This window comes from Massilia sp. Soil_C_3 (genome assembly GCF_057657035.1).
This window is the reverse complement of sequence record NZ_JBDGJG010000003.1, coordinates 46,250-68,331: the sequence shown is the minus strand read 5'-3', so window position 1 is coordinate 68,331 and position 22,082 is coordinate 46,250. Positions and strand designations below refer to the sequence as shown.

Genomic DNA, 22,082 nt, shown 5'->3' with positions numbered 1-22,082 from the left:
TGGCTCCTCATTCTTTTGGAAACGTCAGTTCTGGAACATCGCGCCATTCTGGTGGGACAGCGGGAAGCACGAAATGGTTGCAGTCGTGGTCGAGTGGAGTATGCTTTTTTTGACATGCATAATGGGCTGCGATCCGCTTGACCATCTTGTCAATGTCCGGCAAGAAGTCTGGATTCGACATGAGATCGGGCGTGGCCATCGTGTAGTGCGAAAAGTCGACGTAGAAGCGCGCGTCGCTGATCTGGAGCGGCAGCGATTCGGGGTGGCGCGTCATGACGACCGGGATGATCAGGCGGCTCGGCAGGGTGTACCACTTGCCGCGCTCGGCCTCGATCAGGCGCATGGCCTCGTACTCGCGCCGCGTGTAGGCGTGGGCCTCGTACTTGGGCGTATAGATGAGGATCATGCAGACGCTCTCGCACATGGCGCGTGCGATCTTGCTGTCGAGATCGTCGCCGCCGCCCAGCTGCTCGGTATCGATAAACAGTTCGTGTTCGTTGTCCAAGTAGGGTTCGAGATAGCAGCGCAGGGCGTCGGCCAGGGCCGACTTGAAGCGCTGCATCAGCGCGTGCCGGCCGTGGGCATAACTGAAGAAACAACCGTAACGGATTGCCATGCTTGTCCTCTTGTGCTGGGCGCGCGCAGCGTCCACATCCCAAGACTCTAGCGCGCAGCCCCATGCCGGCTTTGCGGACGGACAAGCGGACACGGGCCTTGCGACGAAGATTCGCTCTCTTTCTTAAGGCATAATTCGCCCCGCCAACAACTCCGCCAATAAACTGTGAGGAAGCAATGAAAGCCGTACGCTGCACCGCTTGGGGACCGCCAGACAGCCTGGTGCTCGACAACTTGCCGGAGCCGGTCGCCGGCCCTGGCGACGTCGTGGTGGACGTGAAGGCGGCCGGCGTCAACTTCCCCGACGTGCTGACGGTCCAGGGCAAGTACCAGGTGCGTCCTCCCCTTCCCTTCACGCCGGGCAATGAGTTCGCGGGCGTGGTGCGCGCCGTCGGCGCCGGCGTGGACGGCTTCGTTCCCGGCCAGCGCGTGATCGGCTTCACCCGCACCGGCGCCTTCGCCGAGCAGGCCGTGGCGCCAGGCAGCGCCTTCCTCCCGATGCCGGACGATATGGACTTTGACGTCGCCGCCGCCATCACGCTCACCTACGGCACCTCCTATCACGCGATCGCCGACCGCGGCGCCTTGCGGGCGGGCGAGACGATGCTGGTGCTGGGCGCGGCCGGCGGCGTGGGCCTGGCGGCGATCGAGATCGGCAAGGCCCTCGGCGCGCGCGTGATCGCGGCCGCGTCCAGCGACGAGAAACTGGCGGCGTGCAAGGCGCACGGCGCCGACGTGCTGATCAATTATGAAACCGAGGACTTGCGCGAAGCGATCCGCTCCGCCACCGACGGCAATGGCCCGGACGTCATCTACGATCCGGTCGGCGGCAAGTACAGCGAGCCGGCGCTGCGCTCGATCGCCTGGCGCGGGCGACACCTGGTGGTGGGCTTCGCGGCCGGCGAGATCCCGCGCCTGCCGTGGAACCTGATGCTGCTGAAAGGGGCGTCGGTGGTGGGCGTGTTCTGGGGCGACTTTACGCGCAAGGAACAGGATGCGCACCTGGCGGCGATGGCGCGCATCACCGGCTGGATCGCGCAAGGGAAATTGAAACCGCTGGTCTCGCAGCGCTACCGCCTTGCCGACACCGCGCAGGCGCTGCAGGATATGGCGGCGCGCAAGGTCATCGGCAAGGTCGTGATCGTGCCCTGAAGCACGGTCAGGCGACGTTCTCGTCCGCCTCTTCGACCGGCCGGAAGAACTGGATCACTTCTTCCTGCACCCGCGTGCGCTTGAACGACGGCAGACTCTGCCAGATGCGGCGGCCATAGGGCTTGGTGATGATGCGCGGATCGCAGATCATCAGCACGCCGCGGTCGTCGACGTCGCGGATCAGGCGGCCGGCGCCCTGCTTGAGGGTAATGATCGCCTCGGGCAACTGATGGTGCATGAAGCCGTTCATGCCCTGCTTTTCCATCACCTCGATGCGCGCAGCCAGCACCGGATCGTCGGGCGGCGCAAACGGCAGCTTGTCGATGATCACCAGCGACAGCGCCTCGCCGCGCACGTCGACGCCTTCCCAGAAGCTCTGGCTGCCGACCAGCACCGCATTGCCGGCATTGCGGAAGGAATCGAGCAGTTCGGTGCGGCCCCGCTCGCCCTGCACGAATAGCGGGAAATCCCAGCCGCGCTCGGCGAACTCGGTGCGCAGGCGCTCGGCCACTTTATTGACCGCGCGGATCGTCGTGCACAGGAAAAAGGTGCGGCCACCGGCCGCCTCGATCACCGGCAAGGCGGCATCGACCACGGCGTCGGTGTACACGGCCGCCTGCGGTTCAGGCAAGCCGGTCGGCACGTACAGGATGCCCTGGTTCTCGTAGTCGAAGGGGCTGGGCCAGGTCTTGGCCGGCTCGCCGGTCAATCCGAGCTGATCGGAGAAATGCTTGAAATCGTTCTTCACCGCCAGCGTGGCCGAGGTGAAGATCCAGCTGCGCGGCGTGCCTTCGCGCTGGTTGGTGAAGATCGGCGCGATCGACAGCGGCGTCTTGTGCAATTGGAGCGAGGACGAGAAAGCCTCGGCCCACAGCACGGCCTGCTCGTTGGCCGGCGCCTTGTGGTCGGGCTTCCAGCCGTCGAACGAGGCGGCCAGCTCGTGCGCGCGCAGGCGGCAGGCCTCGATGGTTTCGGCGCGCGCGGCGTTTTCTTCGAGCACCGTGATCATGCCGGCGATTTCTTCTTTCAGCTTGTCCAGGGCCGGGAAGAACTGCGACGTCGGCATGATCTGCGGCAGCGACAAGCGCAGGTTGCCGTCGCCGAAGGACAGGCGCAGGTCGCGCGCGGCCTTTTCGACCACGGTCACCACCTTGGCCCAGTCCGGGCCGCCGCGTGCATGGGCCAGGCCCTCGGCCAGCACGTCGCGGCACAGTTCCAACACTTGCGAGGTCGAGACCGACTGGCCGAAGAACAGGGTCGCGACGTCGGGCAGCTGGTGCGCCTCGTCGAAGATGATGGTATTGGCCGACGGCAGCAGCTCGGCCACGCCGGTATCCTTCAGCGCCACGTCGGCAAAGAAGAGATGATGGTTGACCACCACCACATCTGCTTGTTGTGCTTCCCTGCGCGCCTTCATCACGAAGCAATCCTGGTAGTACTGGCACTCGGCGCCCATGCAGGTATCGCGGGTCGAGGTGACCAGGTTCCACACGGTGGCGGTCTCGGGCACCTTGGCCAGCTCGGCCTTGTCGCCCGAGCTCGTCATCTTGATGAAGCGCGAGATCTCGCGCAGGTGGCCAACGTCGTCGCGCGACGTCAGGCGCCCGTTCTGCAGGGTGCGCTCGAGATGGAAATGGCAGACGTAGTTCGAACGGCCCTTGAGCAGGGCGACCGAGACCGGCGCGCGCAAGGCGGCGCGCACGGTCGGGATATCGCGCAGGAACAATTGGTCTTGCAAGTTCTTGGTGCCGGTCGAGACGATGGTCTTGCCGCCCCACAGCAGTGCCGGCACCAGGTAGGCGAAGGTCTTGCCCGTGCCGGTACCGGCCTCGGCCATGAGCACCTGCTGGTCGGCGATAGCCTGGGCCACGGCCTTGGCCATCTCGGTCTGCGACTGGCGCGGCTTGAAGGTGCCGACGGCCGGCGCGAGCGGGCCGCCCGCACCGAACAGGCGATCGACGTCGGCGTCGTACTTGCCGGCGGGAGCCTGGGTTTCCGGGGCTGCGGGAGCAATAGTCTCCACCGCATCCGGAGAAGCAGAAAGTTGGTCGGTCAAAATACGTGGTTTCGTTGGGCCTGGGAATGAATCAGGCGGGGATATCGGGTACCAGCTGCATCTTCAGCAGCGTAATATGATCTTTGAGCTGCAGTTTACGCTTCTTGAGGCGGCGCAGTTGTAACTGGTCGGCATGACCGTCCGCCGTCAACAGGGAGATCACGGCGTCGAGGTCGCGGTGTTCCACATCGAGTTCGATAATACGGCGTTGTATGTCCTGGACGTCGGTCATGTTGGATGCAGTTACGGGAAAGAATGGCGAAAAGCGCCGGCCAAGGCGGGCGCTCCGGATTTTGCTATGTTGTTGCTACAACATTAACTTGCAAGCTGGTGGCTTCTCAGTGCATAGTTTAATCGAGGCGGAGGTTGCCGCCAACAAAGAATGGCGTTAGCGTCCCGGAAAACACGGATTTATGACTTCTTACAAGATCGAAGCGGGCACCGCGCAACATATCGGAAACCGCCCCCAGCAAAACGACCGCGCCGCCCTGTTCACCGGCGCCCGCGCCCCCGGCTACGTGCTGGCGGTGCTGTCGGACGGGGTCGCCAGCCCGGCCGGGGCCGACCAGGTGCTGCATACGGCGCGCCAGGTCTTCGACGCATTCAAGCCCGGCGACCGCCCCGGCATCGAGCGCCTGGCACAACTGCTGCACGAGATGATCAGCGAGACCCACACGGTGATCAAGATGAACGCCGTGGCCACCCAGGCCGAAGTCCACGCCAGCTTCGTCGGCCTGGTGATCAGCCCGCACGGCGAGGCGGTCTGGGCCCACGTGGGCGATTCACGTCTCTACCGCTTCGAGCACGGCAAGTGCGCGGTGCGCACCAGCGACACCGCCTACGTCGAGCACCTGATCGGCAGCGACCGCCTGCCGCCCGACGCGGCGCGCAACCACCGCCGCTCCAAGCTCTTGCTCAATGTATTGGGAAACAGCCGCAAGGAACCCTTCGTCACGACTGGCAGCCACACGGGCCTGGCGGCGGGCGACAGCTTCTTGTTGTGCTCGGACGGCCTGTGGCATTTCTTCACCGACGCCGAACTGGCGGCCGTGACCGCCAGGACAACGCCGCGCCAGGCGTCCGAGATGCTCATCAACAAGGCCACCGAGCGCTCGCAGGGCAAAGGCGGTAATTGCACCATGGCCATCGTGAAGCTGGTCAAGCCGGCCCAGGATGGATCGTTCGCCTGACCAGGGTCGTCGCTGGCGTCAACGGCGACCGCCAGCTTGAGCCGGTAGCCCTCGCCCCGTCGTTCCTGCCACTGGCAGAAACGACGGTTGAGGCTATTGGCTATTGGTCGGCGCCGGCCCGTTGCCGTTGGCGCGCCTGGCTTCCTCGGCCGCGCGCTGGGCGGCCTTGGCTTCGCGTTCGGCCACGCGGCGCGCGACTTCCTTCTGGCGCTCTTCGGACTTGCGGCGGCGCTCTTCATAGGCCGCGACATTCGCGGCGCGTTCGGCGGCTTCCTTCTCGGCGTTCGCCGCGCTTTCCTGGGCACGCTGCTGGCTGCGTACCACGCGCGATTCGCCCGGCTTGGTGCGCGGCGGCGGCGCGGTGCTGGCCGCAGCCTTCACCGGCGGCGGATCGGCCGCCAACTTGGCTTCTTCTTGCGCATAGGCGGCGTCGGCCTCGGCGATCGCCTTGTCGCGCTCGTCTACCTTGAGGCGGCGCAGATAAAGCGAGGCCTCGATCTCGATCGCGCGCTGCGTCACCAGGGCCGCACGCCGCTCTTCGCGCGCTTCGTCCAGGCAGCGGTTGACGAAGAATTTATCGTAGCAAACCACTTCGCGTTCGGCATAGCGCGCCTCGATCGCGGCGCGCTCCGCGGCGACCGCCGCCAGGCGCCCTTCGGCCTGTTCGGCCGAGGTGGTCGGCGCCGGCGGCGTTTCCTCCGGCACCAGCTCGGTGTTCGAGCAAGCCCCCAGCAGCAGCGTCAGGGAGATTGAGGCGGCGATTGCGGTGAAGCGCAGCATCGGTTGTCTCGTCATGGTGTTCCTTTCGATCATGCAATGGCGTCGGCCGCGCCGCGCCGTTCGGCGAGCAGGTACTCGCGCGACTGCATCTCGATGATACGCGATACGGTCCGGTGGAATTCGTTCGCCAGCTGGCCGGTGGTGTACAGCTCTTCCGGCTCGACCGCTGCCGACATGATCAGCTTGACCTTGTGGTCGTAGAACACGTCGATCAGCCAGGTGAAGCGGCGCGCCTCGGACGACTGGGCCGCCGACATCGCCGGGATGCCGGACAGGACCACGGTATGGAACTGGCTGGCCAGTTCCAGGTAGTCGTTCTGCGAGCGCGGGCCGCCGCACAGGGTGGCGAAGTCGAACCAGATCACGCCGCCGGCGCGGCGCAGCGCGCGGATCTCGCGCTTTTCGATGTGCACGATCGGCGATTCGTCGGCGGTATCGGCCACCTTGGCATAGGCGTCGCGCAGCGCCTTGTCGGACGCCGCGTCGAGCGGCGTGTAATAGGCCTCTACCTGCTCCAGCGCGCGCTTGCGGTAGTCGTTGCCGGCGTCGACGTTCAGCACGTCGAGTCTGTCCTGCAGCAGCGCGATGGTGGGCAGCATGCGGTCGCGGTGCAGGCCGTCCGGATACAGGGTCGACGGCTCGTAGTTCGAGGTCATCACGAAGGAGACGCCATTGTCGAACAGGGCCTTGAGCAGGTTGTACAGGATCATCGCGTCGGCGATGTCCGAGACGTGGAATTCGTCGAAGCAGATCAGGCGATACTTCTTGGCGATGCGCTTGGCGACTTCGTCGAGCGGATCGGCCACGCCCTTCAGTTCATCCAGCTGGCCATGCACGGCGCGCATGAACTCGTGGAAGTGCAGGCGCGTCTTGCGCACCACTGGCACCACCAGGTAGAACGAATCCATCAGGAAGGATTTGCCGCGCCCCACCCCGCCCCACATATACACGCCCTTGGGCACGTCGGGACGGTTGATCAGGCGCTTGAAAGCGGACGACCGCTGGGCCTTGTAGTGGACCCAGTCGTCGTACGCCTGTTGCAGGCGGTCGACCGCCATTTGCTGCGCCGGGTCGGACTTGAAGCCGCGCTCGTTCAGCGCGTGCTGGTAATACTCTTGAACGTTCATATTCTTACCGCTGTAAACGTAATGTGGGCGGGGAAGCCCGCCCACATTACGGGATACCGTTCGCCGGCGCCGCGTGAACCGCGCCGGCGAATGTTCCTGTTTGCTTAGAAGTTCAGCGAACGCTTGTCGACTGCCAGCGCGGCTTCCTTGGTCGCTTCCGACAGCGACGGGTGCGCGTGGCAGATGCGGGCGATGTCTTCCGACGAGGCCTTGAACTCCATCGCGACCACGGCTTCCGAGATCAGCTCGGAGGCCATCGGGCCGACGATGTGCACGCCCAGGATTTCATCGGTCGTGGCATCGGCCAGGAACTTGACCATGCCCGAGGTGTCGCCCAGCGCGCGCGCACGGCCGTTGGCCATGAACGGGAAGGTGCCGGCCTTGTACTGCACGCCTTCGGCCTTGAGCTGCTGCTCGGTCTTGCCGACCCACGCGATTTCCGGCGAGGTGTAGATGACCCAAGGAATCGTGTTGAAGTTGACGTGACCGTGCTGGCCGGCGATGCGCTCGGCAACCGCCACGCCTTCTTCTTCGGCCTTGTGCGCCAGCATCGGGCCGCGCACGACGTCGCCCACCGCCCACACGCCCGGCAGGCTGGTGCGGCACTCGTCGTCGACCACCACGAAGCCGCGCTCGTCGAGCTGCAGGCCGACGGTTTCGCCGCCCAGACCGATCGTGTTCGGCACGCGGCCGATCGAGATGATCAGGCGGTCGAACACGGCCGTCGAGGCCGCGCCGGACGAATCCGTATATTCCACGGTGACGTCGTTGGCGCCCTTGGTGATCGCGCCGATCTTGCAGCCCAGGTTGATCTTCAGGCCCTGCTTGGTGAACAGCTTGTGCGCTTCCTTGGAGATCTGCTCGTCGACCGCGCCCAGGAAGGTCGGCAGGCCTTCCAGCACCGTGACGTCGGCGCCGACACGGCGCCACACGCTGCCCATTTCCAGGCCGATGACGCCGGCGCCGATCACGCCGAGCTTACCCGGCACGGCGTCGATCGCCAGTGCGCCGGTGTTCGACAGGATCAGTTTCTCGTCGAATTCCGCGCCCGGCAGCTGGCGTGCGTTCGAACCGGTCGCCACGACCACGTTCTTGGCGGTGATGGTCTCAAGGGTCGGGCCCGAGACGTTGATGGTATAGCCCGCATCGCCTTCCGCCTTGCCGGCGAAGGCGCCGCGGCCGTGGAAGAAGGTGACCTTGTTCTTCTTGAACAGGAACAGGATGCCGTCGTTGTTCTGCTTGACGATGGTGTCCTTGCGCTTGAGCATGGTCGGCAGGTCGAGCTCCAGGCCCGAGACCTTGATGCCGTGGTCGGCGAAGGCGTGGCCGGCGTGCTCGAAGTGTTCCGACGATTGCAGCAGCGCTTTCGACGGGATGCAGCCGACGTTGGTGCAGGTGCCGCCCGGGGCAGGCTTGCCTGCGGCATTGCTCCACTCGTCGATGCAGGCGGTCTTGAAGCCCAGCTGGGCAGCGCGGATGGCGGCGATGTAGCCGCCAGGACCGCCGCCGATCACGACGACGTCAAATTGTTTATCGCTCATTACTTTGATTCCTTGTTAAGTTCGATTCGTTGCCTCTGCCCTAGCCCTTGGAACGTCGTCCCCGCGAAGGCGGGGACCCAAGTTTCTCCGCACAGTGGCTGCGTTCGAATCAGCCAGCGGCTCGGAAGACTTGGGTTCCCGCCTTCGCGGGAACGACGTGCTGGAGACGCGGATTCGTGAAGCACTCGTACGCATCAAACGTGTTTATTCTTCCGGAATGAATACCCACAACAGCAGGTATATCAGGATGCCGAAGCCGAACGTCAGGACGAACAGCACGAAGATCAGGCGCCAGACCCACGATTCGAGACCGTAGGTGCGCGCCAGGCCGCCGCACACGCCGCCCAGCCAGCGGTCGAGCCGCGAACGGCGCAGGCCGCTCAGCAGGTCGTCGCGATGCTGGTCGAAGGAAATCCGCTCCGTAGTGGGCGGTTCCTTGCTGAGACTGACGGTCGACGCACCCGACAGGATGCGCGCCTTGGCCTGCTCGAATTCGGCATCCGACAGCGCGCCGGCCTGGTGCAGCTCGTGCAGCCGCTTGATTTCATCTGACAGCATGACGTTCTCCGGCAAACAGCAAGCCGGCGCGCGCATCGATGAACGATGTGGCGCCGGCACGTGATGAATTACAGGTCCAGCAGCAGGCGGGCCGGATCTTCCAGCGCGTCCTTCATCGCGACCAGGCCCAGCACGGCTTCGCGGCCGTCGATGATGCGGTGGTCGTACGACATTGCCAGGTAGTTCATCGGACGGATGACGATCTGGCCGTTTTCGACGACGGCGCGGTCCTTGGTCGCGTGCACGCCCAGGATCGCCGACTGCGGTGGGTTGATGATCGGGGTCGACAGCATCGAGCCGAACACGCCGCCGTTCGAGATCGAGAAGGTACCGCCCGACAGGTCGTCCAGGGTCAGCTTGCCGTCCTTGGCTTTCTGACCGAACTCACCGATTTTCTTTTCGATCTCGGCGATCGTCATCTGGTCGGCGTTGCGCAGGATCGGCACCACCAGGCCACGTGGCGAACCGACGGCGATGCCGATATCGAAGTAGCCGTGGTAGACGATGTCGTTGCCGTCGACCGAGGCGTTCAGGATCGGGTACTTCTTCAGTGCGGCAACGGCAGCCTTGACGAAGAAGGACATGAAGCCCAGCTTGACGCCGTGTTCTTTCTCGAACTTGTCCTTGTACTTGTTACGCAGTTCCATGACCGGAGCCATGTTCACTTCGTTGAAGGTGGTCAGGATGGCGTTGGTCGATTGCGATTGCAGCAGGCGCTCGGCGATACGGGCACGCAGGCGGCTCATCGGCACGCGTTCTTCCGGACGGTCGCCCAGGTTCCCTGGCGCCGGTGCGGAGACTTGCTGCAGGGCTGCCTTCGGTGCGGCAGCAGGCGCTGCGGCTGGCTTGCCGGCTGCGGCGGCCAGGGCGTCGCCCTTGGTCACGCGGCCGTCACGGCCCGAGCCTTCGACGCTCGACGCCGAGATATTGTTCTCAGCCAGGATCTTGGCGGCGGCCGGCATGGCGACGCCTGCTTTCGATTGATCAGCAGCTGGCGCGGCGGCTGGTGCGGCTTCGATCGGCGCGTTTGGCGCTGCCGAGGGAATAGCCTTGACCGCGATCGGGCTGGTCTGCGCCGATGCTTCGGTATCGATGATGGCGATGACTTCGCCGGCGACGACGGTCGCGCCGTCGGCTTTGAGCAGTTGCACGATCACGCCGGCGCTTGGCGCCGGCAGTTCCAGGACCACCTTGTCGGTCTCGATGTCGATCATGTTTTCGTCGCGCGACACGGATTCGCCGACTTTCTTGTGCCACGACAGCAGGGTTGCTTCAGCAACGGATTCCGACAGAACAGGGACCTTGACTTCGATTTGTGCCATTTTTTAAAACTCCAGTAATTATTCTTTGCAAGTACCCCCGCGCACGGGTCGCGGGGGCCGTGGTTTTACCTTATCTGACCGATTACTTGGTCAGGATGAAACCTTTGAGCTTCGAGAACGCGGTCTCCAGCAGTTCTTTCTGCTGAGCGATGTGCTTGTCCGCATAACCCACTGCCGGCGATGCCGACGCGGCGCGACCGGCGTAAGCCAGGCGCTGGCCATCTTCCATGCCTTCGAAGATGTTGTGCTGGATCTGGAACCACGGACCCTGGTTTTGCGGCTCGTCCTGCGCCCACACCACTTCGGTCGCGTTCGGGAACTTTTTGAGTTCGGCGGCGAACGACTTGTGCGGGAACGGGTACATCTGCTCGATACGGATGATCGCGGTGTCGGTGCTGTTGCGTGCCTTGCGTGCGTTGACCAGGTCGAAATAGACCTTGCCCGAGCAGGCGATCACGCGCTTGACCTTGCTTGCTTCGATCTTGTCGTCGCATTCGCCGATGACGGTCTGGAAGCCGCCCTTGGCCAGGTCGGTCAGCGGCGAACCGGCGTCCTTGTTACGCAGCAGCGACTTCGGCGTGAAGATCACCAGTGGCTTGCGGAACTGGCGCACCATCTGGCGGCGCAGCAGGTGGAAGATCTGGGCAGCCGTGGTCGGCTGGACCACTTGCATATTGTTGTCGGCGCACAGCTGCAGGAAGCGCTCGATACGGGCCGACGAGTGCTCCGGACCCTGGCCTTCGTAGCCGTGCGGCAGCATCATGACCAGGCCCGAGGCGCGGCCCCACTTCACTTCGCCCGAGGCGATGAACTGGTCGATGACGACTTGCGCGCCGTTGACGAAGTCGCCGAACTGGGCTTCCCAGATGGTCAGGGTGTTCGGTTCGGCGGTCGAGAAGCCGTATTCGAAGCCCAGCACCGCTTCTTCGGACAGCACCGAGTCAATCACGGTGAAGTCGGCCTGGTTGTCAGAGACATTGGCCAGCGGCAGGTAGATGCCCTGGTCCCAACGCTCGCGGTTCTGGTCGTGCAGCACGGCGTGGCGGTGCACGAAGGTGCCGCGGCCGGCGTCCTGGCCCGACAGGCGGATCGCGTAGCCCGAGGCCAGCAGCGAAGCGAAGGCCAAGTGTTCGCCCATGCCCCAGTCGAGGTTGACTTCGCCGCGGCCCATGGCGGCGCGGTCGGCCAGCACCTTGTCGACCAGCGAGTGCGGTTTGAAACCTTCAGGCACCTTGGTAATGCGTTCGGCCAGGCGCTTCAGTTCGGTGACCGGCACGGCGGTGTCGGCGGCGTCGGTCCACTTCTTGTTCAGGAACGGCGCCCAGTCGACGGCGTACTTGCCCTTGAAGTTGGTCAGCACCGGATCGACCGTGTGCTTGCCGGCGTCCATGGCGTCGCGGAAGGCGGCGACCAGCTTGTCGCCGCCGTCGGCTTCGATGGTGCCCTGCGCAGCCAGTTTTTCAGCGTACAGCTTGCGGGTGCCCGGGTGCTTGGCGATCTTCTTGTACATCAGCGGCTGGGTCAGGGCCGGCGTATCTTGCTCGTTGTGGCCCAGTTTGCGGTAGCAGATGATGTCGACCACGACGTCCTTGCCGAACTCGGCGCGGTAGTCGAGCGCGATCTGGCTGGCCAGCACGACGGCTTCAGGATCGTCCGCATTCACGTGCAGCACCGGCGCTTCGATCATCTTGACGACGTCCGAGCAGTACAGGGTCGAGCGCGCATCGCGCGGATCCGACGTGGTAAATCCGATCTGGTTATTGATGACGATGTGGACGGTGCCGCCGGTACCGTAGCCGCGGGTCTGCGCCAGGTTCAGGGTTTCCATGACCACGCCCTGGCCGGCGAACGCAGCGTCGCCGTGCACCAGGATCGGCAGCACTTCCTTGCCCTTCTTGTCGCCGCGACGCATCATGCGCGCCTTGACCGAACCTTCGACCACCGGGTTGACGATCTCGAGGTGGGACGGATTGAACGCCAGCGACAGATGGACCGGGCCGCCCGGGGTCGAGATATCGCTCGAGAAGCCCTGGTGGTATTTCACGTCGCCAGCCGGCAGGTCGTCGGCGTGCTTGCCTTCGAATTCTTCGAACAGGTCGGCCGGGCTCTTGCCCAGGGTGTTGACCAGCACGTTCAGGCGGCCACGGTGGGCCATGCCGATGACGATTTCCTGGACACCTTTTTCACCGGCGCGCTGGATCACTTCGTCGATCGAGGCGATGAACGATTCGCCGCCTTCGAGCGAGAAGCGCTTGGCGCCGACGTACTTGGTGTGCAGATAGCGTTCCAGGCCTTCGGCCGCGGTCAGGCGTTCGAGGATGTGCTTTTTCTTTTCGGCGCTGAAGGTCGGGGTCGAGCGGATCGATTCCAGGCGCTCTTGCAGCCAGCGCTTTTCGGTCGGATCGCTGATGTACATGAACTCGGCGCCGATCGAACGGGTGTAGGTATCACGCAACATGTTCAGGATATCGCGCAGTGGCGCGGTTTCCTGACCGAAGTAGGTGTTGCTGATATTGAAAACGGTGTCGAGATCGGCTTCGGTGAAGCCGTAGAAGGCGGGATCGAGCTCTGGGAGTGGCGGACGTTCCTGGCGTTGCAGCGGGTCCAGGTTGGCCCAGCGCGATCCGAGGTAACGGTAGGCGGCGGTAATCTGGGTGACGGCGACGCGCTTGCGGCCCAGTTCGGAGTCGGCCGAAGCGACGACGGTGCGGATCGGACCCTGCTTGGCGCGTTCCGCGAACGAGGCTACCACCGAGGAGTGCACCACATCGGGGCGGTTCGAGCCGTCGACTGCCGGCACGTGTTGCATCTGGTCGAAATAGGCGCGCCAGTTTTCGGGCACCGACGTCGGATTATCCAGATAGGCCTCGTACAACTCTTCCACGTACGGGGCATTGCCGCCGAACAGGTAGGAGTTGGCGTTATGTTGTTGCATCATTCTTGCTCACCTTTCTTTTCGCGCTTCGCGAGGTTTGGGCGGGTTGTTTAAAACCTTCCGCGACACGGCCTGACCGGTTAGCGGATTGCACTTCAAGACATCAAGTTGTGGGGGAAGGACTGTTCAGTACCAAAATACGTGTGCAAAATCCTGCCAATTTGCGCACATTATTGTAACGCATGATCTTGACCAAGGCAGACCTTGGTCGAACAAATTATTTATTTCAAAATGTGTTTTTCAGCGTCGCACTTTTGGCATTCATTTCACTGCTGAGTTGACCATGTAAATGATAATCGTTATCATTTAAGGATGTCTTCATCCGCAACTCCCCTCAAGAACAAAGCCGAGCCTGAAAGCGCCCTGCCCGGCGCCAGCCGCGCCATGTGGCTCAAGCAGTTGCACCAGTGGCATTGGATCAGTTCGGCCATCTGCCTGATGGCCATGCTGCTGTTCAGTTTTACCGGCCTGACCCTGAACAACGCCACCCTGATCGAGGCCAAGCCGGTCGTCACGCGCCTGAAGGCGACGCTGCCCGAGCCGCTGCGGGCCCAGTTGCAGGCCTATGCCGAAGACCACGCCGACGCCGAAGTGCCGCTGCCGAGCGAGATCGCGGACTGGACCAATGGCGTCTTCCCGGTCGACGTGCGCGGCAAGCGCGCCGAATGGAGCGAAGAAGACGCCTACGTCGCCCTGCCCCGCCCCGGCGGCGACGCCTGGCTGCGCATCGCCGTCGACGGCAGCGCCGAATTCGAGAAGACCGACCGCGGCTGGATCTCGTGGCTCAACGATATGCACAAGGGCCGCAACACGGGCGCGGTGTGGAGCTGGTTCATCGACATCTTCGCCGTCGCCTGCGTGGTGTTCTGCATCACGGGCTTTCTGATCATGAAATACCACGCGGCCAAGCGGCCGTCGACCTGGCCGGTGGTCGGTTTCGGCATCGTGTTGCCGATCGTACTGGCGCTCCTGTTCGTCCACTGATCCATCAACCTGAGAGAAGACCAAGAATGAAACTGTCCCATTCGCTCGCCCTCACCCTCCCGCTCGCGTCGGGCTGGGCCATGGGCGCCGACCTGTCCGTCAAGTTCGACGTGCCGCAGCTGAACGTGGCCGAATATCACAAGCCCTATGTGGCGATCTGGATCGAGGGCGCCGACCAGAGCATCGCGTCCAACCTGGCCGTGCTGTACGACGTCAAGATGAAGGACAAGGGCGGCGAGAAATGGGTCAAGGACTTGCGCACCTGGTGGCGCAAGGCGGGCCGCGACGCCACCCTGCCGATCGCCGGCGTCAGCGGCGCCACCCGCGCGCCCGGCACCCACACCATGAAGTTCGACGGCGCCAGGTTTGGCATCGACAAGCTGGCGGCCGGCGAATACAAGCTGGTGGTGGAAGCGGCGCGCGAGGCGGGCGGACGCGAAGTGGTCAAGGTGCCGTTCACCTGGACCGGCAAGGGCAAGCTGGCGGCGAACGCGGCGGGCAAGGAAGAACTGGGCGCCGTGTCGCTCCAGATCCAATAACGATAAATACACACAATCAGGAGAACACCATGCAACAGAATAAACTCTACAAGGCCGCCATCGTCGGCCTGATGCTCGCCGGCGCCTCGATGACGGCCCAGGCCCACCGCGCCTGGATCCTGCCGAATACCGCCATGGTCGATTCGAAGGAAGCCTGGGTCACGATCGACGCCGCGATCTCGAACGAGGTGTTCGAGTTCAACCACCACCCGCTGCGCCTGGACAACCTGGTGGTCACCGATCCGGACGGCGTGCAGGCCAAGGCCGAAGGCGCCGTGGTCGGCAAGTACCGCAGCACGCTCGACCTGCGCCTGCCGAAGGACGGCACCTATCGCCTGGCGATCGTCAACAACAACCTGATGGGCAGCTACAAGCTGAACGGCGAAACCAAGCGCTTCCGCGGCGCCGCCGGCAGCCCGGCGGTGGCGATTCCCGCCGGCGCCACCGACGTGCAGACCACCGCCGTCCACTCGCGCAATGAAACCTTTGTGTCGGCCAACAAGCAGAACGACACCGCCCTGAAGCCGGTCGGCGAAGGCCTGGAAATGATCCCGCTGACCAATCCGTCCGACCTGCGCGTCGGCGAGCCGATCCGCGTGCGTTTCCACCTCGACGGCAAGCCGGTCGCGAACCTGCCGTTCAGCATCGTGCAGGGCACCGTCAAATACCGCGGTGCGTCGGGCGAGCAGCGCCTGACGACCGACGCCAAGGGCGAGGCCTCGTTCACCGTTCCGGCCGCGAATATGTACTGGCTCAGCGCCGGCTTCCCGTTCGGCGAAGGCAAACCGCAGCCGGGCGCCAAGCGCTACAGCTACGCGGCCACGCTCGAAGTCCTGCCGCAATAAGTACGATGCGCGACGTTCTCGTTCCGCTGGAAGTCGACATGGCGCTGCCGCCCGGCGGCAGCACCTTGTACACGACGTCCGGCACCGCGATGGGCACCGGCTGGTCGGCGCGGCTGATGCTGCCGCCCGGCGCCGACGGCGCCGCCTTGACGCACGCCCTGCAGCGTGAACTGGACGAGATCGTCGCGCAGATGAGTCATTGGGAGCCTGACTCCCTGCTGTCGCGCTACAACCAGGCCCCGGCCGGCAGCTGGCATCCGCTGCCGCCGCAGTTCTTCGAAGTCGCCGACTACGCGCTGCGGGTGCATGAAGACAGCGGCGGCGCCTACGATCCGGCCGGCGGGCAGCTGGTGAACCTGTGGGGCTTCGGCGCCACCCGGCGCTACGACCAGGCCGGCTTCTATGCGCCGGATGCGGCCGCGATCGGCGCCGTGCTGGCGCAGCGGGCCGCCAGCCAGCCGACGCTCGACCGTGCTGGCCGCCGCCTGCTGCAGCCCGGCGGCGCCCTTCTCGATTTTTCTTCCGTCGCCAAGGGCTATGCCGTCGACTGCATGGCGCGCTGCCTGGCACAGCGCAGCGTGCGTCACTACCTGGTCGAGGCCGGCGGCGAACTGCGCGGCGCCGGCGCCAAGGCCAATGGCGAGCCGTGGTGGGTAGAGATCGAAGGCGTCCCCGATGCCAACGGCTCCGCCAACCAGGCCGTGGTTGCCCTGCATGGCCTGGCAATCGCCACCTCGGGCGACTACCGCCGCTACTTTCAACACGGCGCCCGGCGCGCCGCGCACACCCTCGATCCGCGCAGCGGCCATCCGGTTGCCAATGGTGTCGCCTCGGTGACCGTGCTCGCGCCCACCTGCATGGCGGCCGATGCGCTGTCCACCGCGCTCACGGTGCTGGGTCCCGACGAGGGCCTCGCCTTCGCCGAGGCGCGCGGCATCGCGGCGCGCTTCCTGGTGCGCGCACCTGGCGACCTGGTCGATACTACGTCCAGCGACTGGCGCGCCTTACTGCAATGATGCTGACGATCGAACCCTTGCGCTGGGGCGGCGCGCTCGCGCTGTCCGGCGTCTATTTCGCCATGTGCCTCGGCATCTGGCGCAGCCGCCTGGCGCGCACCCGGGCCAGCGGCGGCGCGGCCGACTGGCTCGTGGTGCACGCCAGCCAGACCGGCAGCGCCGAATTCCTGGCCGAACGCACCGCCGCCACCCTGGCCCTGGGGGGCCTGGACGCGCGCGCCGCCTGCATGTCGACCGTCGAGGCCGCGCAGCTGGCCGCAGCCTCGCGCGTGCTGTTCATCTGCAGCACCTATGGCGAGGGCGATGCGCCGGATACGGCCGCGCGCTTTGCCGGCCACACGATGGGCGAAGCACTCGACCTGTCGCGGCTGCACTATGGCGTGCTGGCGCTGGGCGACGCGACGTATACCAATTACTGCGGCTTCGGCCGCGCGCTGGACGCCTGGCTGCGCCAGCGCGGCGCCACGCCGCTGTTCGACCGGATCGACGTCGACCGCGGCGCGCCCGAGGCGCTGGCCGCCTGGCAGCACCACCTGAGCCACCTGGCCGGCACCAGCGATGCGCCGGACTGGGAAGCGCCGGCCTACGGCGAATGGCGCATCGCCAGCCGTATCCAGCTCAATCCCGGCAGCGCCGGCGCGCCGTTGTACCGCATCGCCCTGGCGCCGCGCGCTGGCCAGCTGCCCGCCTGGGAAGCGGGCGACCTGGCCCAGGTCAGCGCGCCGCTCGACCCCGACCACCCGCGCGAGTATTCGATCGCTTCGGTGCCGGGCGAGGGCCGGCTCGAACTGCTGGTGCGTTTGCAGACGCGCGAGGACGGCACGCCGGGCGCGGCATCGGGCTGGCTGTGCGTGTGCGCGGGCCCGAACGACACGATCCGCCTGCGCGTGCGCGCCCATGCGCGCTTCCGGCTGGGCACGAATGCGGGGCGTCCCCTGATCGCGATCGGCAACGGCAGCGGCCTGGCCGGATTGCGTTCGCTGCTCAAGGCGCGCATCGATGCCGGAACGGACCGCAACTGGCTGCTGTTCGGCGAGCGCAATGCGGCCCACGACTATCTCTGCCGCGAGGAACTGGAAGCCTGGCGTGAAGGCGGCATGCTGGCGCGGCTAGACCTGGCGTTTTCACGCGACGAGGGGCAGGCGCTCTACGTGCAGCACCTGGTGAATGCGCACCAGGCAGAACTGCGCCGCTGGGTCGCGGATGGCGCGGCAATCTATGTCTGCGGCAGCCTGCAAGGCATGGCTGGCGGCGTGCACGATGCGCTGGTGTCGGCGCTCGGACTCGATAAGGTCGAGGCCATGATGGAAGACGGTCGCTACCGGCGCGACGTCTACTAGACAGGAATGAGAACCGCCGGCACTGCCGGCGGTATCGATCAATATTGCTGAGCTAACACAGCGTCAGCGTTTGTCGTTCTTGTGGCTTTGACGCCCTGCTTCGGCGTGCTGTTCCGGCGTGCCACCCTGGACGCCCTTTTGCTGGCTGCCCTGACTGCGGCCGCTTTGCTGGCTGCCCTGGTTCAGGTTGCTCTGCTGGCTGCCCTGGTTGTTGCCGCTCTGCTGGTTGCTCGACCCATGCGATGCACGACCGCCCTGGCTGGCGATTTCACGCTGGCGCTCCGGATCCATCGATGCGAAACCTTGCTTGCCGCTACCTTGATTGCCCTGGTTACCGCTCTGGCTATTGCCTTGCTGCGAGTGTTGGTTGTTGCCCTGTGGGTTGTTGTTACGCGAATTGTTTGCCATGATTGACTCCTTTTCATCGTGAACACATGTCAGCAGTGCTGACTCGAAGGACTCCATCGTAGCCACCTGAAGGCGCGCTGAACACCAAAAACCGGCAGTGCTCCTGTAGGAGTCTGCCCCACTGGCCCATGCGTCTGGACTGGCATACTGAAAGAAAAATCAGATATGAATTTGCCAGTTTGTAGAATGATAATTAATAAAATGGAAGCCCTGCGGAAGAAATGGGCTACGCCGAGACACCCTTATCTCTTTGCGGCAATATGAAGATCGGCATCGGGCACCGTCTTTTCATCGCTGTCCTGCTCGCCATTCTCACGGTGGCCGGCGCCGGTGTCTTATTACTGCGGCACAAGGTCCTGGGCAGTTTTGGCGACTACGCCGTCGGCATCGAACTCGACCGGCTGGACGGCTTGTCGAACGCCGTGGCGCGCCAGTACCGGGACCATGGCGACTGGACTTTCGTGCCTGGCGGCGACGCGCGGCGCGGCTGGATCACGCAAGAACTGGCGCGTCTGCAGACGAGCCATGTTGTCGCACCGGTCATGCCGGTCGCGCCGGCGCCGCCCGCTCCGCCCGCCATGCCGGTGTCCCCGGTCCCTCCCGCGCCACCGGCGCCTCCACTTCCCCCGCTGCCGCCACCCGCGCCGACCGGCGTCACCCAGGATCTGCACACGCGCATCACACTGCTCGACGCCACGGGCGGCTACCTGGCCGGACGCCTTCCCGGCACGCTGCCACTGGCGCAGCGCCCGATCGAGGTCGATGGCCGCACCGTCGGCTACCTCGGCGTGGCGCGCAGCCACCGGCCGAGCGATGCGATGGCCTACGCCTTCCTGTCCCAGCTTCAGCACAGCCTGTGGCTGATCGGCGCGGTCGCCGTCGTGCTCAGCGCATTGGCCGCGACCCTGCTGGCGCGCCACTTCCGGCATCCGATCGACCAGCTCGCGCGCGGCGCCGCCACGCTCGCCGCCGGTGACTATGGCGTGCGCCTGCCTGACACGCGCAGCGACGAACTGGGCGCGCTGGCGCGCCATTTCAATGTGCTGGCCGAGCGCCTCGACGGCGCCGAAACGGCACGCCGCCAGTGGGTGGCAGATACTTCGCACGAGCTGCGCACCCCGCTGGCGGTATTGCGCGCGCAGCTGGAAGCGATCCAGGACGGCGTGCGCCAGCCCACGCCGCAAGCCATCGACGCCATGGGGCGCCAGGTGAGGTCTCTGACCAGGTTGATCGACGAGCTGTACGCGCTGGCGCGCGCCGACGTCGGCGCACTCGAATGCCGACGCGAAGCGCTCGACCTGTGGGCGCTGGCAGCCAGCGAAGCCGGCGCCTTTGCCGCGCGCTTCCAGGCGGCCGGGATCGCGCTCGACATTGCCGCTGCGCCCACACAGTCGCGCGTGCTGGCCGACCCGGACCGCTTGCGCCAGGTATTGGCCAACCTGTTCGAGAACAGCCTGCGCTATACCGCGGCTGGAGGCATCGTGCGCCTCGCCGCGCATGCCGACGCCGGCCGCCTTCACCTGCTGCTCGACGACAGCGCGCCCGGCGTGCCGGACGAAGCGCTGGCCCGGCTGGCCGAGCGCTTCTACCGGGTCGATGCCTCGCGCAGCCGTGAGCATGGCGGCGCCGGACTCGGGCTGGCCCTGTGCCGGCGGCTGCTCGAGGCGCAAGGCGCGGCCCTCGCCTTCGACCATTCGCCGCTCGGCGGCCTGCGCGTGACCGTGTCGCTGCCTTTGGACGAAAAGGAACACGCATGAGCGTGGCCATCATGATCGTCGAAGACGAACCCGAACTGGCATCCGTCATCGCCGACTACGCGCAGGCCGCGGGCTATGCGCCAGCCGTGTTCGGCGACGGCCTCGTGGCGCTTGAAGCGATCCGGCGCGCACCGCCGGCCCTGGTCGTCCTCGACCTGATGCTGCCCGGCCTGGACGGCCTGGCGCTGTGCGGTGCGGTGCGCACATTTTCCAGCGTGCCGATCGTGATGGTGACGGCGCGGGTGGAAGAAGTCGACCGCCTGCTGGGCCTGGAAACGGGCGCCGACGATTACCTGTGCAAGCCGTTCAGCCCGCGCGAGCTGATGGCGCGCATCAAGGCCATCCTGCGCCGCAGCGGCACGCCGGAGGCTGCGTCCGTGCTGGCGCTGGACGAAGCCGCACTCCGCGTCACACTCCACGGCAAAGTGCTCGAACTAACGCCGAGCGAGTACGCGATCCTGGCAGCCCTGGCGCGCCGTCCCGGCCAGGTGCTGTCGCGCGCCCAGTTGCTCGACGCGGCAAGGGCCGACCACCTCGACGCTACCGACCGCGCCATCGACAGCCACGTCAAGAACCTGCGGCGCAAGATCGACGCCGTCGCCCCTGGCCTGGAACCGATCCGCTCGATCTACGGACTCGGTTACCGCTGCGATCTCTAGCCTCCATTTTTTCTCCACATTCGGGATGCACGATGGTGTTCATCGCCACCGAGGAGAAAGACCATGCAGAGAACCATCCCACTGATCCTGGCCGCCATGCTGGCGCTGGGCGCCACCACCGCCGAAGCCGGCATCCACTATGTGTGCGAAGCGGCGCGCGGCAAATGCCCGAAACCGCCAGTGCCGCCGGCACCGCCCACGCCACCCGCGCCGCCAGCCCCGCCGGCGATCGTCGGCCAGCCGGCGCCAGCCCTTCCGGCCAGGCCCGCCCCACCGGCGCCACCGGCACCACCCGAGATCGACCTGCCCGAGATTCCCGCCGCCTTCCACGCGGCCTGCCAGGGCAAGATCGATGGCACCAGGCTGAACCTGACCATGCGTCCCGGCGAAGGCATGGGCGGCGTGTGCGAGAACGAAGGCGGCAAGATGGTGTTTCACCTGCGCAGTTACCATCGCGCGGATTGAGCGCGGTCGACGCCAGGCCCGGCATCCTCTATGCTGGGCAAATGACGTCACCCGCCCCGACCAGCCCCCGCCCTGAACCTCCCGTCGCGCCCGACCTCGACGATTGCTGCCGCAGCGGCTGCGTGCCGTGCGTGTTCGACCTGTACGAGGAGGCGCTGGCGCGCTATGAAGCCGCGCTGGCGGCGTGGGAAGCGGCGCAAGGACCGCCCAACTGAAAGTCGTAATGTTAATAGATTGATTACAATGAGCTGAACCGTGTCATGCCTGCGGAGGGCTCATGTTTGGTCTCGATCTTCCATGGTGGGAACTGATTGCGCGCGGCGCCATCGTGTATTGCGCGCTCCTCATCATGATGCGCCTGTCCGGCCGCCGCACCGTCGGCCAGTTCACACCGTTCGACCTGCTGGTGGTGATGCTGCTGTCGGAGGCGGTATCCAACTCGATGACCGGCGGCGACGAATCGCTGTTCGGTGGCCTGATCATCGCCGCGACCCTGGTGGCGCTGACCGTGCTATTCGCCTTCGTCACTTCCCGCAGCAGGAAGCTCGAGGAAATCATCGAGGGCAGCCCCGTGCTGATCGGCCGCGACGGCGTGTTCTTCGACAAGGTCATGAAGCGCTGCCGCCTCTCCGACAGCGACGTCGAAGTAGCGCTGCGCGAGGCCGACTGCCCCCGTCCCGAGATGAAATGCGCCTTTCTCGAAGCGGACGGGCGGATCAGCATCCTGCGTAATCCTCAATAGCCATGTCGCACTTGCCTGAACTGCCGAGATTTCTCAGCAGCCTTTGACCAC

General features: G+C 65.3%; 22 protein-coding genes. 12 read left to right on the top strand and 10 right to left on the bottom strand.

The window, feature by feature from the left end:
• Nucleotides 1-7: 7 nt before the first annotated feature.
• On the bottom strand, nt 8-616 hold the full coding sequence (locus AC3A6F_RS05990) for a toll/interleukin-1 receptor domain-containing protein (protein ID WP_487679053.1): 609 nt from the start codon (nt 614-616) through the stop codon (nt 8-10).
• A gap of 176 nt (nt 617-792) precedes the next feature.
• Here AC3A6F_RS05990 and AC3A6F_RS05985 point away from each other — a divergent pair, with 176 nt between their 5' ends.
• Nucleotides 793-1,767 (top strand): NADPH:quinone oxidoreductase family protein, encoded by a 975-nt coding sequence (locus AC3A6F_RS05985; RefSeq protein WP_487679052.1) that lies wholly within the window; start codon nt 793-795, stop codon nt 1,765-1,767.
• A gap of 7 nt (nt 1,768-1,774) precedes the next feature.
• Here the strand turns inward: AC3A6F_RS05985 and yoaA are convergent, their stop codons facing one another.
• Nucleotides 1,775-3,823 carry a DNA repair helicase YoaA gene (gene yoaA / locus AC3A6F_RS05980; RefSeq protein ID WP_487679051.1) on the bottom strand — a complete coding sequence of 683 codons (2,049 nt, stop codon included), beginning with the start codon at nt 3,821-3,823 and terminating at the stop codon, nt 1,775-1,777.
• A gap of 31 nt (nt 3,824-3,854) precedes the next feature.
• Complete coding sequence (locus AC3A6F_RS05975) at nt 3,855-4,055, bottom strand: YdcH family protein (RefSeq protein ID WP_005666222.1); 201 nt, start codon at nt 4,053-4,055, stop codon at nt 3,855-3,857.
• 181 nt (nt 4,056-4,236) lie between these two features.
• On the opposite strand from AC3A6F_RS05975, the gene AC3A6F_RS05970 reads away from it, so the two are divergent.
• A complete protein-coding gene (locus AC3A6F_RS05970) occupies nt 4,237-5,013 on the top strand; it encodes a PP2C family protein-serine/threonine phosphatase (protein WP_487679050.1) in 777 nt (258 codons plus the stop codon).
• 93 nt (nt 5,014-5,106) lie between these two features.
• Here AC3A6F_RS05970 and AC3A6F_RS05965 read toward each other — a convergent pair whose 3' ends face one another.
• The 6 genes from AC3A6F_RS05965 to AC3A6F_RS05940 form a co-directional block, all read right to left on the bottom strand.
• Nucleotides 5,107-5,808, bottom strand: coding sequence for a hypothetical protein (locus AC3A6F_RS05965; protein ID WP_487679049.1), 702 nt, complete (start codon nt 5,806-5,808; stop codon nt 5,107-5,109).
• Between the two features lie 14 nt (nt 5,809-5,822).
• Nucleotides 5,823-6,920 carry a cell division protein ZapE gene (gene zapE, locus AC3A6F_RS05960; protein WP_487679048.1) on the bottom strand — a complete coding sequence of 366 codons (1,098 nt, stop codon included), beginning with the start codon at nt 6,918-6,920 and terminating at the stop codon, nt 5,823-5,825.
• Between the two features lie 104 nt (nt 6,921-7,024).
• Nucleotides 7,025-8,461 carry a dihydrolipoyl dehydrogenase gene (gene lpdA / locus AC3A6F_RS05955; protein WP_487679047.1) on the bottom strand — a complete coding sequence of 479 codons (1,437 nt, stop codon included), beginning with the start codon at nt 8,459-8,461 and terminating at the stop codon, nt 7,025-7,027.
• A 204-nt stretch (nt 8,462-8,665) separates the two neighbouring features.
• A complete protein-coding gene (locus tag AC3A6F_RS05950; protein ID WP_109346952.1) occupies nt 8,666-9,019 on the bottom strand; it encodes a PspC domain-containing protein in 354 nt (117 codons plus the stop codon).
• A 68-nt stretch (nt 9,020-9,087) separates the two neighbouring features.
• The gene (odhB, locus tag AC3A6F_RS05945) at nt 9,088-10,341 is read right to left on the bottom strand and encodes a 2-oxoglutarate dehydrogenase complex dihydrolipoyllysine-residue succinyltransferase (RefSeq protein WP_487679046.1); all 1,254 of its coding nucleotides are present in this window, start codon (nt 10,339-10,341) and stop codon (nt 9,088-9,090) included.
• Nucleotides 10,342-10,423: 82 nt separating this feature from the next.
• The gene (locus AC3A6F_RS05940) at nt 10,424-13,279 is read right to left on the bottom strand and encodes a 2-oxoglutarate dehydrogenase E1 component (protein WP_487679045.1); all 2,856 of its coding nucleotides are present in this window, start codon (nt 13,277-13,279) and stop codon (nt 10,424-10,426) included.
• Nucleotides 13,280-13,588: 309 nt separating this feature from the next.
• Here AC3A6F_RS05940 and AC3A6F_RS05935 point away from each other — a divergent pair, with 309 nt between their 5' ends.
• The 5 genes from AC3A6F_RS05935 to AC3A6F_RS05915 are packed head-to-tail and all read left to right on the top strand — an operon-like array spanning nt 13,589 to nt 18,000.
• On the top strand, nt 13,589-14,260 hold the full coding sequence (locus AC3A6F_RS05935) for a PepSY-associated TM helix domain-containing protein (RefSeq protein ID WP_487679044.1): 672 nt from the start codon (nt 13,589-13,591) through the stop codon (nt 14,258-14,260).
• Nucleotides 14,261-14,286: 26 nt separating this feature from the next.
• Entirely contained in the window at nt 14,287-14,799 is a 513-nt protein-coding gene (locus tag AC3A6F_RS05930; RefSeq protein WP_487679043.1) for a DUF2271 domain-containing protein, read from the top strand.
• A gap of 29 nt (nt 14,800-14,828) precedes the next feature.
• Nucleotides 14,829-15,644, top strand: coding sequence for a DUF4198 domain-containing protein (locus tag AC3A6F_RS05925; protein ID WP_487679042.1), 816 nt, complete (start codon nt 14,829-14,831; stop codon nt 15,642-15,644).
• Nucleotides 15,645-15,649: 5 nt separating this feature from the next.
• On the top strand, nt 15,650-16,660 hold the full coding sequence (locus tag AC3A6F_RS05920) for an FAD:protein FMN transferase (RefSeq protein WP_487679041.1): 1,011 nt from the start codon (nt 15,650-15,652) through the stop codon (nt 16,658-16,660).
• On the top strand, nt 16,657-18,000 hold the full coding sequence (locus AC3A6F_RS05915) for a sulfite reductase subunit alpha (protein ID WP_487679040.1): 1,344 nt from the start codon (nt 16,657-16,659) through the stop codon (nt 17,998-18,000). Before AC3A6F_RS05920 ends, AC3A6F_RS05915 begins: the two co-directional genes overlap by 4 nt.
• A 63-nt stretch (nt 18,001-18,063) precedes the next feature.
• Here AC3A6F_RS05915 and AC3A6F_RS05910 read toward each other — a convergent pair whose 3' ends face one another.
• Entirely contained in the window at nt 18,064-18,408 is a 345-nt protein-coding gene (locus AC3A6F_RS05910; RefSeq protein WP_123067803.1) for a KGG domain-containing protein, read from the bottom strand.
• A 260-nt stretch (nt 18,409-18,668) separates the two neighbouring features.
• Here AC3A6F_RS05910 and AC3A6F_RS05905 point away from each other — a divergent pair, with 260 nt between their 5' ends.
• The 5 genes from AC3A6F_RS05905 to AC3A6F_RS05885 all read left to right on the top strand — a co-directional run bounded on the left by AC3A6F_RS05905 (nt 18,669) and on the right by AC3A6F_RS05885 (nt 22,031).
• On the top strand, nt 18,669-20,165 hold the full coding sequence (locus AC3A6F_RS05905) for an ATP-binding protein (protein ID WP_487679039.1): 1,497 nt from the start codon (nt 18,669-18,671) through the stop codon (nt 20,163-20,165).
• Nucleotides 20,162-20,824: a response regulator gene (locus AC3A6F_RS05900; RefSeq protein ID WP_487679038.1), complete on the top strand. Its 663-nt coding sequence runs from the start codon at nt 20,162-20,164 to the stop codon at nt 20,822-20,824. Before AC3A6F_RS05905 ends, AC3A6F_RS05900 begins: the two co-directional genes overlap by 4 nt.
• Before the next feature lie 63 nt (nt 20,825-20,887).
• A complete protein-coding gene (locus AC3A6F_RS05895; RefSeq protein WP_487679037.1) occupies nt 20,888-21,289 on the top strand; it encodes a hypothetical protein in 402 nt (133 codons plus the stop codon).
• A gap of 41 nt (nt 21,290-21,330) precedes the next feature.
• Nucleotides 21,331-21,504: an oxidoreductase-like domain-containing protein gene (locus AC3A6F_RS05890; RefSeq protein WP_487679036.1), complete on the top strand. Its 174-nt coding sequence runs from the start codon at nt 21,331-21,333 to the stop codon at nt 21,502-21,504.
• A 62-nt stretch (nt 21,505-21,566) separates the two neighbouring features.
• Nucleotides 21,567-22,031: a DUF421 domain-containing protein gene (locus tag AC3A6F_RS05885; protein WP_487679035.1), complete on the top strand. Its 465-nt coding sequence runs from the start codon at nt 21,567-21,569 to the stop codon at nt 22,029-22,031.
• Nucleotides 22,032-22,082: the final 51 nt, after the last annotated feature.

Bases quoted from the DNA above. Each gene is read 5' to 3' on its own strand.
- AC3A6F_RS05990 (WP_487679053.1), bottom strand. From the start codon at position 616: ATGGCAATCCGTTACGGTTGTTTCTTCAGTTATGCCCACGGCCGGCAC.
- AC3A6F_RS05985 (WP_487679052.1), top strand. From the start codon at position 793: ATGAAAGCCGTACGCTGCACCGCTTGGGGACCGCCAGACAGCCTGGTG.
- AC3A6F_RS05975 (WP_005666222.1), bottom strand. From the start codon at position 4,055: ATGACCGACGTCCAGGACATACAACGCCGTATTATCGAACTCGATGTG.
- AC3A6F_RS05970 (WP_487679050.1), top strand. From the start codon at position 4,237: ATGACTTCTTACAAGATCGAAGCGGGCACCGCGCAACATATCGGAAAC.
- AC3A6F_RS05965 (WP_487679049.1), bottom strand. From the start codon at position 5,808: ATGACGAGACAACCGATGCTGCGCTTCACCGCAATCGCCGCCTCAATC.
- zapE (WP_487679048.1), bottom strand. From the start codon at position 6,920: ATGAACGTTCAAGAGTATTACCAGCACGCGCTGAACGAGCGCGGCTTC.
- lpdA (WP_487679047.1), bottom strand. From the start codon at position 8,461: ATGAGCGATAAACAATTTGACGTCGTCGTGATCGGCGGCGGTCCTGGC.
- AC3A6F_RS05950 (WP_109346952.1), bottom strand. From the start codon at position 9,019: ATGCTGTCAGATGAAATCAAGCGGCTGCACGAGCTGCACCAGGCCGGC.
- odhB (WP_487679046.1), bottom strand. From the start codon at position 10,341: ATGGCACAAATCGAAGTCAAGGTCCCTGTTCTGTCGGAATCCGTTGCT.
- AC3A6F_RS05940 (WP_487679045.1), bottom strand. From the start codon at position 13,279: ATGATGCAACAACATAACGCCAACTCCTACCTGTTCGGCGGCAATGCC.
- AC3A6F_RS05935 (WP_487679044.1), top strand. From the start codon at position 13,589: ATGTCTTCATCCGCAACTCCCCTCAAGAACAAAGCCGAGCCTGAAAGC.
- AC3A6F_RS05930 (WP_487679043.1), top strand. From the start codon at position 14,287: ATGAAACTGTCCCATTCGCTCGCCCTCACCCTCCCGCTCGCGTCGGGC.
- AC3A6F_RS05925 (WP_487679042.1), top strand. From the start codon at position 14,829: ATGCAACAGAATAAACTCTACAAGGCCGCCATCGTCGGCCTGATGCTC.
- AC3A6F_RS05920 (WP_487679041.1), top strand. From the start codon at position 15,650: ATGCGCGACGTTCTCGTTCCGCTGGAAGTCGACATGGCGCTGCCGCCC.
- AC3A6F_RS05915 (WP_487679040.1), top strand. From the start codon at position 16,657: ATGATGCTGACGATCGAACCCTTGCGCTGGGGCGGCGCGCTCGCGCTG.
- AC3A6F_RS05910 (WP_123067803.1), bottom strand. From the start codon at position 18,408: ATGGCAAACAATTCGCGTAACAACAACCCACAGGGCAACAACCAACAC.
- AC3A6F_RS05905 (WP_487679039.1), top strand. From the start codon at position 18,669: ATGAAGATCGGCATCGGGCACCGTCTTTTCATCGCTGTCCTGCTCGCC.
- AC3A6F_RS05900 (WP_487679038.1), top strand. From the start codon at position 20,162: ATGAGCGTGGCCATCATGATCGTCGAAGACGAACCCGAACTGGCATCC.
- AC3A6F_RS05895 (WP_487679037.1), top strand. From the start codon at position 20,888: ATGCAGAGAACCATCCCACTGATCCTGGCCGCCATGCTGGCGCTGGGC.
- AC3A6F_RS05890 (WP_487679036.1), top strand. From the start codon at position 21,331: ATGACGTCACCCGCCCCGACCAGCCCCCGCCCTGAACCTCCCGTCGCG.
- AC3A6F_RS05885 (WP_487679035.1), top strand. From the start codon at position 21,567: ATGTTTGGTCTCGATCTTCCATGGTGGGAACTGATTGCGCGCGGCGCC.